This window comes from Labrys methylaminiphilus subsp. lupini (assembly GCF_051161885.1).
Lineage (GTDB): Bacteria > Pseudomonadota > Alphaproteobacteria > Rhizobiales > Labraceae > Labrys.
Window position 1 is genome coordinate 2,826,453 of record NZ_JBMDIH010000001.1, and the last position, 15,294, is coordinate 2,841,746.

The window sequence follows — 15,294 nt, forward strand, 5'->3', positions numbered from 1 at the left end:
GGCGCGCGGCTCGGACAGGCGGGCCGGCAAGCCGCAGCCTTCTTGCCGAAAAAGCTGAAATCCCTCGACCACCCTGTAGCCGAAGCTGTCCGCGGCGGTCATTGCGGCGAAGCCGCACTCCATAAGCCAAGAAGGAGTGCGGCTCCGCCGAGTGTTTACGCCCGATCTCAGTTCGTCGAGGGGAAGTTGAGGTTCACGCCCGAGCGGATGCCGGTAGGCCAGCGGGCGGTCACGGTCTTCAGGCGGGTATAGAAGCGCACGCCCTCCATGCCGTAGATCGAGTGGTCGCCGAACAGCGAGCGCTTCCAGCCGCCGAACGAGTGGTAGGCGACCGGTACCGGCAGCGGCACGTTGACGCCGACCATGCCGACCTCGATGCTGTCGGCAAAGGCACGCGCCGCATCGCCGTCACGGGTGAAGATGGCGGTACCATTCCCATATTCGTGATCATTGATCATCTTGGTGGCATGCGCATAGTCGCGTGCGCGCACCATGGAAAGCACCGGCCCGAAGATCTCCTCCTTGTAAATGGACATCTCTTCGGTGACATGATCGAACAAAGTGGCGCCGACATAATAGCCGTTTTCATAGCCCTGCAGCTTGAGCCCGCGACCGTCGACCACCAGCTTGGCGCCTTCCTTCACGCCGGCATCGATATAGCCAAGTACCTTTTCCTGGTGCTGTTTGGTGACCAGCGGCCCCATCTCGGCCTGCGGATCGGCGGCGGGGCCGACCTTGAGCTTGTTGATGCGCGGCAGCAGATGTTCGACCAGCACGTCGGCGGTCTTGTCGCCGATCGGCACGGCCACCGAGATCGCCATGCAGCGCTCGCCCGCCGAGCCGTAGGCCGCCGAGACCAGCGCATCGGCGGCCTGGTCCATGTCGGCATCCGGCATCACCACCATGTGGTTCTTGGCACCACCGAGAGCCTGGCAGCGCTTGCCGTTGGCAGCAGCCGTCGCATAGATGTACTGGGCGATCGGCGTCGAACCGACGAAGCTGATAGCCTTGACGTCGGGGTGATGCAGCAGCGCGTCGACAGCTTCCTTGTCGCCGTTGACGACATTGAGCACGCCTTCCGGCAGGCCGGTATCGAGGAGGAGCTGAGCGACCACCAGGGCGGCCGAGGGATCGCGCTCGGACGGCTTGAGGATGAAGGTGTTGCCGGCCGCGATCGCCACCGGATACATCCACAGCGGCACCATGGCGGGAAAGTTGAACGGCGTGATGCCGGCGACGACGCCGAGGGGCTGGCGGTCATTATGGGTGTCGATGGCCGGGCCGACGTTGCGGCTGAATTCACCAGCCAGCAGATGCGGAATGCCGCAGGCGAATTCCACCACTTCGAGGCCGCGTTGCACCTCGCCGAGGGCATCGGAATGGGTCTTGCCATGCTCGGCCGAGATCGCCTGGGCAATCTTGTCGGCATTGGCCTCGATCAGTTCCTTGAACTTGAACATGTAGCGGGCCCGCTTGAGCGGCGCCGTGGTCGACCAGGCAGGGAAGGCCTTCTTCGCCGCCTGCACGGCGGCATCGACATCTGCGGTCGAGGACAAGCCGAGCTCACCGCTCTGCTCGCCGGTGGCGGGGTTGAACACGGGCGCGAAGCGTCCGCTGGTGGTGGCGGTCTGCTTGCCGCCGATCAGATTGTCGATACGGGCCATGGGTTTCCTCTGAAGGAGTTTGTCTTGCTGCGCACCTTAGGAGCGATCCATCCTTCTCCCCTGTGAGAAAAGGTGCTCCAAAAGGGCGTATGAGGGGTGGACGAGGTCCCTCCAATTGAAATTTCCGACGACGTCATCCCGTCAGGCGAGGCCGCAAGACCTCTCATCCCCCTGCCGGGACCCCGAGCGGTTCCGCAGGAACTGCGGAGCTCCGCAAGGGGAGACGGCAATATCAATCCAGCGTCTTCAAGACGTCGCCGAGCGTCGCGACCAACTCGTCGATCTGCGCTTTGGAAATGATCAGCGGCGGCGACAGGGCGATGATGTCGCCGGTGGTGCGGATCAGGAGGCCCTTCTCATAGGCCTTCAGGAAGGCCGAGAAGGCGCGCTTGGTGGGCTGGCCAGCGATCGGCTCCAGTTCGATGGCGCCGATCAGGCCGAGATTGCGGATGTCGATGACATGCGGCAGGCCCTTCAGCGAATGGATCGCATCTTCCCAATAAGAGGCGAGATCGGCAGCACGGGTGAGCAGACCTTCTTCGGTATAGGTGTCGAGCGTGCCGAGCGCTGCGGCACAGGCCACCGGATTGGCCGAATAGGTATAGCCGTGGAAGAGCTCGATGAGGTGCTCGGGGCCCGTCATGAAGGCATCGTAGATCTCCTTCTTGGCGAACACCGCTCCCATCGGGATCACGCCCGAAGTGATGCCCTTGGCTACAGTCATCATATCCGGGGTCACGCCGAAATAGTCGGCGGCGAAAGGCGTGCCGAGGCGGCCGAAACCGGTGATGACCTCGTCGAAGATCAGGAGGATGCCATGCTTGTCGCAGATGGCGCGGATGCGCTCGAGATAACCCTTGGGCGGCAGCAGCACACCGGTAGAGCCTGCGATCGGCTCGATGATCACGGCCGCGATGGTGGAAGCGTCGTGCAGGGCGATGACACGCTCCAGATCCTCGGCATATTCGGCGCCGTGCTCGGGCAGGCCGCGGGAGAAGGCGTTGCGGGTGAGGTCATGGGTATGGCGGATATGATCGACACCGGTGAGCAGCGTGCCGAACATCTTGCGATTGGATACGATGCCGCCCACCGAAATACCGCCGAAGCCGACGCCGTGATAACCGCGCTCGCGGCCGATCAGGCGGAAGCGCTGCCCCTCGCCGCGGGCTCGGTGATAGGCCAGGGCGATCTTGAGCGCGCTATCGACGGCTTCCGAACCGGAATTGGCGAAGAAGACGTGATCGATGCCCTGGGGCGTCAGCTGCACCAGACGCGAAGCCAGTTCGAAGGCAGCGGGGTGCCCCATCTGAAAGGCCGGCGCATAATCGAGCTCGGCCGCCTGCTTCTGGATCGCCTCTGTGATCTTGGGGCGGCCATGGCCGGCATTGCAGCACCAAAGGCCCGCCGTGCCGTCAAGCACCTGGCGGCCATCGGCCGTGGTGTAGTGCATGTCCTTGGCGGCGACGAACATGCGCGGATTGGCCTTGAACTGTCTGTTAGCCGTAAACGGCATCCAGAATGCTTCGAGGTTGTTGGTCGCGCGGATCGGGGCATTCATCGGGATCTCTCCGGAAGCTGCCGAGGTCCCGAAGGCTGGCGGGAAGCCCGGCTCGTTAAGCTGGCAATAGCTTTGCCTTGAATTTGGAAATTATGCCAACTCTTTGTTGTGGCAGCATCATTCCTATTTCGGCCGCACTTCAATACCCGAGTTTTTGTTCTAGAACGAATGTTCAATTACAAGCGTTAGGTTCGCAAATTCCGGTGCATTGAATGCAAAGTGGAATTGTCGACAGCGTTCATGATATTTAACATTCTAAACAGGCCTGGACGAAGGATGGCACCATGCAGAACGTCGATTTGGGGTCATTGCTGCGGCGCGTGCGCGAGGCGCGCGGATTGTCGCAGCGCCAGCTCGCCAAGCGGGCAGGCATCTCCAATGCCACCATATCGCTGATGGAATCGAATGCGGTGAACCCTTCGGTCGGCGCCTTGAAGCGGGTACTCGATGCCTTGCCGATTGGTCTGGCGGAGTTTTTCGCCCTCGATGCCAATCCCGGGCGCAAGGTGTTCTACCGCAACAACGAACTGATGGAGATTGGTCGCGGGCGCGTCTCCTATCGCCAGGTCGGTTCGGACCTGCGCGGACGCGCCCTGCAGATGATCTCCGAACTCTACCAGCCCGGGGCGGATTCCGGCAAAGTGCTGCTGCACCATCAGGGCGAGGAATGCGGCATCGTCATCCGCGGCCAGCTCGAAGTCACGGTGGGCGAGGATATGGCCGTGCTCGGCCCCGGCGACGCGTATTATTTCGACAGCCGTGAACCTCATCGTTTTCGTAATGTCGGCGACACGCCCTGCGAGTTGATATCGGCTTGCACACCGCCAAGCTTCTGAGCCATGAAGGGGTGGGGACAACGAAACAGGAAGCGCTCATGGCAGAGGGAGGAGAGGCCGGCCGGCAACGCAGCAAGACCAAGCTCGGCCTGGCCAATATCGACAAGATCCTCGACAGCGCCCTTTCGGCTTTCTCGAAACACGGCTTGCGCGGTACCCGTATCGATCAGGTCGCGGAAGCCGCCGGCATGTCGAAGACCAATCTTCTCTATTATTTCCGAACCAAGGACGCCCTTTACGAGGCCGTTCTCACCCGCACTCTGGAAGTCTGGGTCACGCCTCTGAAGGAACTCGATGCCGCACGCGGCCCGGTCGTGGCACTGACATCCTATATCGAGCACAAGCTCAAATGCTCTCGGCTCTATCCGGAGTCCTCCCGTCTGTTTGCCATGGAGATCATGCAGGGCGCCCCTCACCTGAAAAAGGTCCTGGCAACCGATCTCACCAACACCGTCCGGCAGAAATCCGTCATCATCCAAGGCTGGATCGCCGAAGGAAAACTGCGGCCGATCGAGCCTTATCACCTCCTCTTCATGATCTGGGCGACCACCCAGCATTATGCCGATTTCGCCACGCAGATCAGTGTCCTCACCGGCAAGGACCTCACCGACGAAGCCTTCTACCAGGAAACGCTGAAGACGCTGACCGAGACGATCCTGCGCGGCGTGCTGGCCGATCGTTGAAGGCGGAAGCGCACGCATGAAGCTGTTCAGGCGCCGATGGAGACAGGCCCGCTGGATCGCCAGAGAATCGGGTGCCGGCGCGCGCAGCTTCGCCAGGGGGTTCCTCAACGGTTTCCGCAATGGTTTCGGTGCGGCGCAGCGCGGCGAAGGCGACGCGTTCAAGCAGCGCAATCGCGAGGAATGGGACCAGTTCAAATCCGCGCTCGGCCCGATGATGCAGGAAGCCGGCGAAACCTTGCGTAACATCGACGAGGATCCATACCGCTTTCTCCTGGTCGAGCGTGGCTTCCCTGCCCTGTTGTTCGACACCAGCCTTTACCTCGACGAGAAATATGCCGCGAGCCGGCCAGCGCCCGAACTGGCCGCCAGCGCCGTGATGACCTCAGCGCGCGGCGATTTCGGTCTCGAATTTCGGCAGGTGCCACGCGACGATAGCCGGGCCCGGTTCGATGTCTTCGTACCACCGGTTGGCTTCGGTTCGCTCGGTGGGCCGGGCGCGCCGACGGAGCTAGTCCCGGCGGCTCTCGCCAGCATCGAGAGGCGCTGCGTTTATCGAATGTCCTTAGCTTCATCACGCTGAGCAACCGAGGCCGTTAACGAGCTTTCGCTCCAAAGCAGTCTTCAGAAATGCTCGCCAACTTTTCAGCTAAGTGAGAATGCGTGGCTTCTGCCCAGGTCAGATCCTGCACAACAGCAACCAAATATAGCGCGCGCCCACAAGGCTGGGGGAGGCAGGTCGCGCCTTTGCTTGGAATATCCGGGTGCATGCACTCAACCCAAAAAGAATAAGGCCGAATTTTCTGTACTGGCCCCTTGCGTAACTTCAAGCGTGCACCTATAAGCCGCGCCCCGGTCATCCAGCCGGAACGATATCAGCGGCCGGAGCTCGAAACCTCCGCCCGCGCAGGCGGCTCTGCCGTCCTGTGTACGGATGTCGGGACGGGATCGGTTTGGGTTGTAGCTCAATGGCAGAGCGCCGGCGGGAGCCGGAGGTCGCGGGTTCGATTCCTGTCAGCCTAACCTCGGATAGCTCAGTGGTCGAGCAGTAGACTGATACTCTACGCACGAAGGTTCGAATCCTTCTCCAAAGCGCCTGAAAAACGCTTCGCCCTTGACGGTCCGGGAACTGGCATGCCGACGGCCTTCGGAAGAAGCAGCGCCCACGGGTGTTACCTCTGACGGAGAGCCTGAAGCCGTTCGCCCGCAGCCTGGCTTGCGGATATGGGCAAGACGCCCCGTGGCCGGCGACGTATCTTCGGATCCGCGCCCGCCACTCGGCCTCGCGCCCCGCTGCCGCCGGCCCGCCACGGGCAGACGTCACCGGTTCCCGGATCTTTGCCGGGACCAATCATCAACAACGGAAGGAACGATCGGCAGATGATCTGAGCTTGCCGAAAGGAGACGACATGACTTTTCTCGACCTGATTTTGCGGCGCCAGCGCGTCGTCGTGAAGGAAACCGAGCGTGCCATCGTGCTGCGCAAGGGCGAGGTGCGTGCCATTCTGGAGCCGGGCGAGCACGTCCTGGCCGGCAGGAAGGACGATACCGAAATCCTGCGCCATGACATTGAAGCAGGGCCGTTCAACTCTCCTCTCGAGAAGGCGTTGTTCGACAAGCTTCCGGCCGTGGCCGAGCGTCATTTGCAGCGGTTCCGCACCGAGCCGGGCATGATTGCCATCGTCGAGCGTGATGGTCTCGTCCATCTGGTGCTGGGTCCCGATCGCAAGCTCACCGTGTGGAAGGCGGCCGGCCCCTGGACCTCGACGTCCATCGCTCCGCCGGCCGACCTCGCCGTCGAGCCGGGCCTGATCCCTCGGCTGGTGCAGGCCCGCAAGGCCGAGCTCGTGATCCTGCACGCCGTGCAGGATGGCCAGGTCGGCCTGCTCTATGTCGACGGTGCTTTCATCCGTACGTTGGCGCCGGGTGTGCATGGCTTCTGGAACATCGGAAAGCCGGTACAGGTCAAGGCACTCGACGTGCGGCTGCGTTCGCTCGACGTCAACGGCCAGGAGATGCTGACGCGCGACCGAGTGACCATCCGCGTCAACATCGCGGCCGAGTTCCGCGTCGTCGATCCGGTGAAGGCTGTTACCACCGTCAAGGATTGCGAGGATGCGTTCTACCGCTCCCTGCAATACGCCTTCCGCAAGGCTCTGGGCGCCCTGACGCTCGACCAGTTGCTGGAACGCAAGACCGTCGTCGATGCCGAGGCCGCCGAAAAGGTGCGCAGCGACATGGCCGATATCGGTATCGAGGTCGGTGAGATCGCCCTGAAGGATGTGATCCTGCCGGGCGAGATGCGCGAGATCCTCAACCAGGTCGTGGCGGCTGAAAAGCAGGCCGAGGCCAATGTCATCCGCCGCCGCGAGGAGACGAACGCCACCCGTTCGCTGCTCAACACGGCCAAGGTGATGGCCGAGAACCCGGTGATGCTGCGGCTCAAGGAGCTGGAGGCCTTGGAGGCGATTGCCGGCAAGGTCGAGCGCCTGACCGTGCATAACGGGGTCGGCGGCCTGATGAACGATCTCGTCAAGCTGCGGGATCTGTCGCCGGCGGACAACAAGTGAGATGGGCGGGTCCTGCGACCCGCCCATTTTCGTCAATGCGCGGCCAGGAAGGCTTTCATGTAGAAGCCTGCTTCCTGGCTGCCATAAGCCTTGTCGGGTGCCACCGGGCAGGCCCGGCGCGCGAGGCAGCCGCCTTGTCTGCAGGCCGTACCCTGCGGCGAGCGCACATGGGCGGCACAGCGTTCCACATCATAGCCCGCCAGTGTGAAGGCGCCGACCGGACAGTTGTTAAGGCAGGGCTTGGCCGCACAGCTCTCACACGGATGGATCACCCTTGCGAGCGGGGGCAGCGCCAGCCTTTGCGCAAAGCCGAGCGCACCGCGATAGCTGTGCCAGAGACCATGCACGGGGTGCACATAGATGCCGAGCGGCGAAGCGAAGACAGTATCGCCGCGTTGCGCCCAGCGCTGAAACGGCAAATAAGGCGGGCCGCCGAAGGGATAGAGGGCGACGGCGCTAAACTCGTTTGCCATCGCGTCAATCACCCGCGCGGACCAACGATCCAATGGATGCGGTGCGCCATCGGCAGCCTCGTGCGAAGCCGCGAAGGCCGGCCATTGCCGGCCACCGGTCCAGCCGAGCAGTACCAGCGTTTCGACTGACCCGGTATCGAGCGCCGGGACGCCGTCCTCAGGTCGGGGATGGAAGGCGCCCCTCACTGAGAGACCGACGACTTCGGCGTGTTCTGCAATCTGATCCAGCGTCATGGGCCCGGCGTGATTTCCCGATGAGAGCGCTGCATCCTGTTGTGGGTGGAGAGAGATGACAATCTCATTCTGCGCTGTTGGGCTTCACCCCTCATCCGGCTGCTGCCACCTTCTCCCGCAAGGGGAGAAGGGAATTTATTGGGCCGGGATATTGTAGCGCGGCCCTGTTCAAGCAAACTCGCCTATCCGAGCGAGCCCCTTCTCAATTTGTGGGAGAAGGTTCCGGCAGGGTGATGGGAGGTGAAGCAGCGTGCCACCTACTCCGCCGCGGCAGGAGCCTTGGCGTACACCGCCGGATTATTGGGATGCTCCTTCCAGGTGCGATGCCCGCCCACCGGCCTGCCGGTACGCTTGTCGACCCCGGAGGTCACCGGCTCGAGCGTGATGCAGTCCTCGATCGGGCAGACCACGGCGCACAGATTGCAACCCACGCACTCTTCCTCGATCACCTCGAACTTGCGCTCGCCGGCGACCATGTTGGTGATGGCCTGGTGCGAGGTATCCTCGCAGGCAATGTGGCAGCGGCCGCATTTGATGCAGGCATCCTGGTCGATATGGGCCTTGACCACATATTCGAGATTGAGGTGCTGCCAGTCGGTCACCTGGGGAATGGCCTTGCCGACGAACTGATCGACCGAGGTATAGCCCTTTTCGTCCATCCAGTCGGAGAGACCGGAGATCATCTCCTGCACCACCTTGAAGCCATAGACCATGGCGGCCGTGCAGACCTGCACGGTGCCGCAGCCGAGCGCCATGAATTCCACGGCGTCACGCCAGGTCTCGACGCCGCCGATGCCGGAGATCGGCATGCCGCGCGTCGCCTCGGCTCTCGCGATCTCCGAAACCATGCTGAGTGCGATGGGCTTCACCGCCGGGCCGCAATAGCCGCCATGGGTGCCGAAGCCGTCCGTATTCGGCCAGGGGCGCATAGTATCGATGTCGACCGAGACGATGGAGTTGATGGTGTTGATCAGCGATACCGCGTCGGCTCCGCCGCGCCTGGCCGCCTCGGCTGGCTTGCGCACGTCGGTAATGTTGGGTGTCAGCTTCACGATCACCGGCATGCGGGTATATTGCTTGCACCAGCGCGCAACCATCTCGACATATTCAGGCACCTGCCCGACGGCCGAGCCCATGCCGCGCTCCGACATGCCGTGCGGGCAGCCGAAATTCAGCTCGATGCCATCGGCCTCGGTGTCCTCCACGAAGGGCAGGATCGACTTCCAGGCGTCTTCCTCGCAGGGCACCATCAGGGAGACGATCAGCGCCCTATCCTTCCAGTCGCGCTTGACCTGCTTGATCTCGCGCAGGTTGACCTCGAGCGGCCTGTCGGTGATCAGCTCGATATTGTTGAAGCCCATCACCCGGCGGTCCTGGCTGTGCCAGGCGCCGTAGCGCGGGCCGTTGACGTTGACCACCGGCGGCCCCTGCTCGCCGAGTGTCTTCCAGACCACGCCCCCCCAACCCGCCTTGAAGGCACGGACGACGTTGTATTCCTTGTCGGTTGGCGGCGCGGAAGCCAGCCAGAACGGATTGGGAGACTTGATGCCCAGGAAATTGGTGCTGAGATCGGCCATGTCTTTTCTCCTCACGCAGCTTTGGCTTGGGACTTAAGGGCTTGATCGATCGAAAGCGCGGCCTGCTTGCCGTCCTCGACCGCAGCCACCGTCAGATCCTTGCCGCCGGCGATACAGTCGCCACCGGCCCAGATGCCGGGCACCGAGGTGCGTCGTTCGGCGTCGACGGTAATTCGTCCCCTTTCCAGCGTGAGCGGCACGCCGTTGACCTCCCCAGGCAGGAAGGACTGCCCAATCGCGGTGAAAAGCTGGTCGCATTCGAGCCTGAGGGTCTCGCCGGTACCCGTGAGTCGCCCGCCCTGCTCGCTGGTATATTCGAGCTCGACAGCCACCAGCCTGCCATCCTCGGCATGCAGCCGCGCAGGCTTGAGCCAATGGCGGATCAGCACGCCGTCGGTCTGGGCGAGTTCCTGCTCGTAATTGGAGGCATTCATCTGCTGCTGGCCGCGGCGATAGGCGATGGTCACGCTTTCCGCGCCCAGGCGCTTGGTCTGCGAGGCGATGTCGATGGCGGTCATGCCGCCGCCGATCACCACGATGCGGCGGCCGACCGGCAAATCCGCAAGGTCTCCCGCCTGACGCAGCGCGGCAATGTAGTCGACAGCATCGATCACGCCCTCGATACCTTCTTCCAGGCCGAGATCGTTGGTGTCCCCCAACCCCATGCCGAGGAAGACCGCGTCGAATTGCTTGGCGAGATCCGAGAGTTCGATGTCGCGCCCGAGGCGCTTACCATAGTCGATGGTGATGCCGCCGATCGCCGTGATGTAATCGACCTCGGCCTGCGCAAAGCCGCCGGTGCTCTTATAGGCGGCAATGCCGTATTCGTTGAGGCCGCCGGCTTTCTCACGCGCCTCGAACACCACGACCTCATGGCCCAATGTTGCCAGCTTGTGGGCACAGGACAGGCCGGCCGGGCCGGCGCCGATCACGGCGACACGCCTGCCGGTGGGAGCGCCGCGCTTGAACAATTGCCTGCCCTTGGCGAAGAGCTCGTCGGTGGCATAGCGCTGCAGGTTGCCGATCTCGACCGCCCTGCCCTCCGAGGTTTCCTTGACGCAGGCTTCCTCGCACAGCGTCTCGGTCGGGCAGACACGAGCACACATGCCGCCCATGATGTTGGATTCCAGGATGGTCCGCGCCGCTCCAACCGTGTTGCCGGTCATGATCTCGCGGATAAACATCGGAATATCGATCGAGGTGGGGCAGGCCTTCACACAGGGCGCGTCATAACAGAACAGGCAGCGCTCGGCGGCAACGCGCGCCTCATGCCTGTCGAAGGCCGGATGAAGGTCTGAGAAATTGCTGGCGAGCGTGGGGGAATCGAGACGGCCCCGCGCAATGTCGGATCGTGCAGTCATCTGAACCTCTGGTAGTCAGCTCTTTATTTTTTACCAGTTGATCAAAAGAACGAGTCGCTGTCAATCACACTTTTGAACGGCTCCAGAGTAAGAATCCGCCTGCTCTGCCAGCTTGGCAAGCGCAATTGGGGGCAGCTCTTCAGACCGGCCTGGAACCGCTACACATTGCAAGGGGTAGGGCGGGTCCAAAGACCCGCCCTCTGTCACGCCGCGATCTGTTTTGCCAGCATGGCGGCAAGCTTTTGCATGATCTCGTCCGGCCCGTGGCCGATCAGCATGTAGGAACGCTCGGCATCCGACCAGTAGACCACGTTGAAGCCGTTGCGCTGTTCGAGCGTGGGTGCGCTCGCCGTGCCGGGATTGTTGGCATAGATGCAGAAGGCCAGCGGGCCCGTCAGTTCGTCGAGATAGGCGATCTCGACCAGGGGCGCATTGTCGTAGTGGAAGAGTTCGACGCGCTTGAGCTCCTGGGCCGGCAGGTTGACCTTTTCGGGTGTCAGCGGGAAGCCGAGCCGGCGGGTCGCCGCGGCAAGATCGCGCTGCGCGGTGGAGACATCGTTCGGCATCCAGTCGAGCGTCTGCGACGTCGTCAGCCCCCAATATTCGGCCACCGTCGTGCGCCAGGCATCCGGCCCTTCATGGTCGCTGTGCTGCGCCGAAGGGAACGGCCACAGACCGGGCGGCGCGTAACGGCCAACCCCGGCTCCGACCACGAACAAGGCGAGCGCCGCCGCGACCGCTGCTGGCGGGATGCGCCAGCCCGAGCGCCGTGCATTGTCATTGACCACCGGCGCCGGAATCGCCGTCTGGCTTTCGGCAAGAAGCGCTTCGAGACGTTGCCGGGGCGCGTGCGCCGCCAGAGCATCATAGCTCTGTTTGAACGGGAGCGAACCGGCCGCGAGCGCGTCCAGTCTCGCCTTCAGAGTCGGCTCCTGGGCAAGGCGGACCTCCAGCCCCGCATGCTCTTCGGGCGACAGAGCTCCATCCAGAAAGGCGACGAGGCTGGCGTCATCGGGTCCCATCTCCTGCGTAGTCATGATGCCTCCCCCGCACCGCCCTCCGGCGTATCCTTGTTCAGATGAGCGAGCCTGAGCCTGGCCGAAGCCAGGCGGCTCATGACGGTTCCGATTGGTACGGCCAGCATGTCCGCCGCCTCGGCATAGCTGAGCCCTTCCGCATAGACCAGAAAGACGGTTTCACGCAGTGCTGCAGGCAAGGCCTGTATCTGCCTCAACACTTGGGCAGCCAAAATATTCGTTTCGAACTGCCGCGCACCATCAAAGGACAGGACGTTCTCGGCCTGCTCCAGCTCGACGGGGTTGCGCACCTTGTTGGCCCGGACCTCGTTGAGCCAGATCGAACGCTCGATGGCGAACAGCCAGCGATCGAGGCGGGTCCCCGGGATGAACTGGTGCGAGCGCTCGAGCGCCCTGAGGCAGGTGGCCTGCACCAACTCCTCCGCGAACTGCCCATTGCCCGACAGCACGAGCCCGAACCGCCACAACGCCACGAGATGCGCAGCAAGGCCGGTCCGAACGTCCTGGTCACCTGATTGGGGCATGAATCGCCTATGCCGATAGGGAGCGGCATTATTGTGGCGCGGCGGACAGGAAACGCAACCGTGAGGGGGAACCAGGATTTCCGGCGATCAACCGCATTTGGAGGCTGCCTTGCGAGCGCCTCGCGCACAATCGCCCGGGATGACGCCTATTCAGCGGCGTCGAGCATCACTTCGTCGGTATTGGCGGCTTCAACCATATCGCGCAGGGCGCAATCCTCGGTACACTCATGGCAACGCGCAGCCGCGCGTGCATCGGCGAGAATCTGCCGCACTGTGATCAGGCAACGGCCGCATTCCGGTCCGCAGCCCAGGCAACGATAGGCTTCCGTAGCCGAACGGGGACAACCCGGCTGCTCAGTCGCGAGCGTGCTGGTGAAATCCTCATCGGTCAAAACACGGCAGGAACAGACGATCATTCGCAGCGATCTTGGGTTCGAGCAAAGGCAGTGACGAGAGTGATGTGGACGGACGAGCTCACCTTGTCAATGGCCCGACGCAACAATAGAATCGTTATAAATCAGTAGTTTAGAACGAGAATAAACTGGGAAGCGCCTGGGTGGCCACTGGAGGCTTCGTGCCTTCCCCTCCCCTGGCAAAATCCTCCGGACAAATTTGCCGCGTCTGGGGGCTTGCCTAAATTTAGAATTCTTCTAATGTAGTTTCAGTCCACCAAGTATGGAGAAACGCTCATGAAGGGCGACAAGAAGGTCATCGATTATCTCAACAAGGCCTTGCGGAGCGAGCTGACCGCGATCAACCAATATTGGCTGCATTACCGGATCTTCGACAATTGGGGCCTGCTGGGACTTGCCAAGAAGTGGCGCGCCGAATCGATCGAAGAGATGCAGCACGCCGACAAGCTGACCACACGCATCCTCTTCCTTGAAGGCTTCCCGAACATGCAGACGCTCGATCCGCTGCGGATCGGCCAGACTGTGAAGGAAGTTCTCGAGTGCGACCTTGCCGCCGAGCGCGAGGCTCGCGCCCTCTATCAGGAGGCTGCGGAATATTGCCGCACCGTCAAGGATTTCGTCTCCGAAAATCTGTTCAAGGAGCTGATGACCGACGAGGAAGGCCATATCGACTTCCTGGAAACCCAGCTCGACCTGGTCGAGCGCCTCGGCATCCAGAACTACTCGCAGAGCCATCTCGGCGGCTTCGCGGAAGAGTAAGCTTTCCTGATTGCAGGGATGTGCATAGCAATGGCGGCCGCTGGCCGCCATTTTCGTTGGTCGGGTCTTTGGGTCCGGCCGGCTATTGCGGCTTGCCCTCCGGCGTCGTGTCGATCCCCACGATCTCGGCCTCCTGTGGCCCGACGCGAATCACCTCACCGACATCCTTGCCGAACAATGCCTTCGCCAGCGGCGAGACATGGCTGATCCGTCCCAATGCGGCATCGGCCTCATCCTCACCGACTATACGCCAGATGCGTTCGCGCCCGTCGGGATAGTGAAGCGTGACTGCCATGCCGAAGCGGATACCTGCATCGCCAGCGCCCGGGACCACCCGTTCCGCCGTTGCCCGGCGGGTGGCCCAGTAGCGGATTTCGCGTGATGCATTGCCCATGGCAATGCGATCGCCTGCGGCTTCGGCCGTGGCGAAAAGCGAACGCGCCTGTCTGAGCTCGGCCTCGATCATGCCAAGACCGCGCGCGGTAACGAGATTGCGCTCGCTCGAGACCGGCCGCTCGGGAAGGACCTGTGCGTCCTCCCCTTCCTGGCCGTCCTGGGTAAAGGCTCGGCTCACGATATGACGATCAAGCAGCCAAGGTCATGCGGCTTGAGCCGTGCCCTCGACGCGCTTGGCAAGGAGCGTACGCAGCTTGCCGAGATCCTTGGCGAAGCCGCGAATGCCTTCGGCGAGCTTCTCAGTCGCCATCGCATCCTCGTTCATCGCCCAGCGGAAGGCGCGTTCGTCGATCTTGCCCGTCGTGGGGGCCGAAGCATGATTGTCGGGGGAGAGCTTGCGCTCCAGCGTGCCCTCGTCCGCCTCGAGTGCCTGCAGCAGGTTCGGGGCGATGGTGAGACGATCGCAACCGGCCAGCGCCTCGATCTCGCCGGTGGAACGGAAGGAAGCGCCCATCACCACCGTCTTGACGCCACGTGCCTTGTAGTCGGCATAGATGCCCCTGACCGAGATCACGCCCGGATCTTCTTCCGGCGTGAAGGTGCGGCCGTCATTCTTGACATGCCAGTCGAGGATACGGCCGACGAAGGGCGAGATCAGGAACACGCCGACATCGCCGCAAGCCACGGCCTGGGCCTGAGAGAACAACAGGGTCAGGTTGCAGTCGATCCCTTCCTTCTGCAGCACCTCGGCCGCACGGATGCCCTCCCAGGTCGAGGCGATCTTGATCAGGATGCGATCGCGCTCGATGCCGCGGGATTTGTAGTCGGCGATGATGGCATGCGCCTTGGCGATGGTCGCCTGCGTATCGAAGGAGAGGTCGGCGTCGACCTCCGTCGAGACACGGCCGGGAACGAGCTTGGTGAGTTCCGCGCCGAAGGAGACGGCCAGGCGATCGGCGATGGCTGCGACGGTGCCTTCCTTGCTGCCGCCCTGCTTGCCGCCCCAGATCACGGCTTCCGCGATCAAATGGTCATAGGCCGGCATCTCGGCGGCCTTGAGCAGCAGGCTCGGATTGGTGGTGCAATCGACCGGCTTGAGCGCCTTGATCGAGTCGATATCGCCGGTATCGGCAACTACGACCGTCATGGCGCGCAATTGTTCGAGTTTCGAAGCCATATGTAACGTCCTTGTTCACAGACCTTGATAGCGTC

At 62.6% G+C, this 15,294-nt stretch carries 15 protein-coding genes and 2 tRNA genes; 7 read left to right on the plus strand and 10 right to left on the minus strand.

The window, feature by feature from the left end; all coding sequences use genetic code 11:
* Positions 1–167: 167 nt before the first annotated feature.
* On the minus strand, positions 168–1,664 hold the full coding sequence (locus tag ACN6KF_RS13260) for a CoA-acylating methylmalonate-semialdehyde dehydrogenase (RefSeq protein ID WP_434957276.1): 1,497 nt from the start codon (positions 1,662–1,664) through the stop codon (positions 168–170).
* 232 nt (positions 1,665–1,896) lie between these two features.
* Positions 1,897–3,222, minus strand: coding sequence for an omega-aminotransferase AptA (aptA, locus tag ACN6KF_RS13265; protein WP_434957277.1), 1,326 nt, complete (start codon positions 3,220–3,222; stop codon positions 1,897–1,899).
* A 284-nt stretch (positions 3,223–3,506) separates the two neighbouring features.
* Between aptA and ACN6KF_RS13270 the strand changes: the two genes are divergently transcribed.
* The 6 genes from ACN6KF_RS13270 to ACN6KF_RS13295 all read left to right on the plus strand — a co-directional run bounded on the left by ACN6KF_RS13270 (position 3,507) and on the right by ACN6KF_RS13295 (position 7,308).
* The gene (locus ACN6KF_RS13270; protein ID WP_434957278.1) at positions 3,507–4,058 is read left to right on the plus strand and encodes a cupin domain-containing protein; all 552 of its coding nucleotides are present in this window, start codon (positions 3,507–3,509) and stop codon (positions 4,056–4,058) included.
* Between the two features lie 38 nt (positions 4,059–4,096).
* Positions 4,097–4,741 (plus strand): HTH-type transcriptional regulator RutR, encoded by a 645-nt coding sequence (gene rutR / locus ACN6KF_RS13275; protein WP_434957279.1) that lies wholly within the window; start codon positions 4,097–4,099, stop codon positions 4,739–4,741.
* A gap of 16 nt (positions 4,742–4,757) precedes the next feature.
* Positions 4,758–5,321 carry a hypothetical protein gene (locus tag ACN6KF_RS13280; RefSeq protein ID WP_434957280.1) on the plus strand — a complete coding sequence of 188 codons (564 nt, stop codon included), beginning with the start codon at positions 4,758–4,760 and terminating at the stop codon, positions 5,319–5,321.
* Positions 5,322–5,692: 371 nt separating this feature from the next.
* A tRNA-OTHER gene (locus ACN6KF_RS13285) sits at positions 5,693–5,761 on the plus strand.
* 4 nt (positions 5,762–5,765) lie between these two features.
* Positions 5,766–5,828: transfer RNA gene (locus ACN6KF_RS13290), tRNA-Ile, on the plus strand.
* Positions 5,829–6,147: 319 nt separating this feature from the next.
* The gene (locus tag ACN6KF_RS13295; protein ID WP_434957281.1) at positions 6,148–7,308 is read left to right on the plus strand and encodes a slipin family protein; all 1,161 of its coding nucleotides are present in this window, start codon (positions 6,148–6,150) and stop codon (positions 7,306–7,308) included.
* 32 nt (positions 7,309–7,340) lie between these two features.
* On the opposite strand, the gene ACN6KF_RS13300 is transcribed toward ACN6KF_RS13295, so the two are convergent.
* From ACN6KF_RS13300 to ACN6KF_RS13325, 6 genes are all read right to left on the minus strand, one after another.
* The gene (locus ACN6KF_RS13300; RefSeq protein ID WP_434957282.1) at positions 7,341–8,015 is read right to left on the minus strand and encodes a hypothetical protein; all 675 of its coding nucleotides are present in this window, start codon (positions 8,013–8,015) and stop codon (positions 7,341–7,343) included.
* Positions 8,016–8,272: 257 nt separating this feature from the next.
* Positions 8,273–9,592 carry an NAD-dependent dihydropyrimidine dehydrogenase subunit PreA gene (gene preA, locus ACN6KF_RS13305; RefSeq protein WP_434957283.1) on the minus strand — a complete coding sequence of 440 codons (1,320 nt, stop codon included), beginning with the start codon at positions 9,590–9,592 and terminating at the stop codon, positions 8,273–8,275.
* 11 nt (positions 9,593–9,603) lie between these two features.
* Positions 9,604–10,953, minus strand: a complete 1,350-nt coding sequence (locus tag ACN6KF_RS13310) for an NAD(P)-dependent oxidoreductase (protein ID WP_434957284.1) — start codon at positions 10,951–10,953, stop codon at positions 9,604–9,606.
* A gap of 203 nt (positions 10,954–11,156) precedes the next feature.
* Positions 11,157–11,990: an anti-sigma factor family protein gene (locus ACN6KF_RS13315; RefSeq protein WP_434957285.1), complete on the minus strand. Its 834-nt coding sequence runs from the start codon at positions 11,988–11,990 to the stop codon at positions 11,157–11,159.
* On the minus strand, positions 11,987–12,514 hold the full coding sequence (locus ACN6KF_RS13320) for an RNA polymerase sigma factor (protein ID WP_434957286.1): 528 nt from the start codon (positions 12,512–12,514) through the stop codon (positions 11,987–11,989). Before ACN6KF_RS13320 ends, ACN6KF_RS13315 begins: the two co-directional genes overlap by 4 nt.
* A gap of 146 nt (positions 12,515–12,660) precedes the next feature.
* A complete protein-coding gene (locus ACN6KF_RS13325) occupies positions 12,661–12,930 on the minus strand; it encodes a (2Fe-2S)-binding protein (protein ID WP_434957287.1) in 270 nt (89 codons plus the stop codon).
* A 273-nt stretch (positions 12,931–13,203) separates the two neighbouring features.
* Here ACN6KF_RS13325 and bfr point away from each other — a divergent pair, with 273 nt between their 5' ends.
* Positions 13,204–13,686 carry a bacterioferritin gene (gene bfr / locus ACN6KF_RS13330; RefSeq protein WP_434957288.1) on the plus strand — a complete coding sequence of 161 codons (483 nt, stop codon included), beginning with the start codon at positions 13,204–13,206 and terminating at the stop codon, positions 13,684–13,686.
* Positions 13,687–13,768: 82 nt separating this feature from the next.
* Here the strand turns inward: bfr and ACN6KF_RS13335 are convergent, their stop codons facing one another.
* On the minus strand, positions 13,769–14,260 hold the full coding sequence (locus tag ACN6KF_RS13335; RefSeq protein ID WP_434957289.1) for a GreA/GreB family elongation factor: 492 nt from the start codon (positions 14,258–14,260) through the stop codon (positions 13,769–13,771).
* A gap of 24 nt (positions 14,261–14,284) precedes the next feature.
* Complete coding sequence (gene tal / locus ACN6KF_RS13340) at positions 14,285–15,259, minus strand: transaldolase (RefSeq protein WP_434957290.1); 975 nt, start codon at positions 15,257–15,259, stop codon at positions 14,285–14,287.
* Positions 15,260–15,294 lie beyond the last annotated feature (35 nt).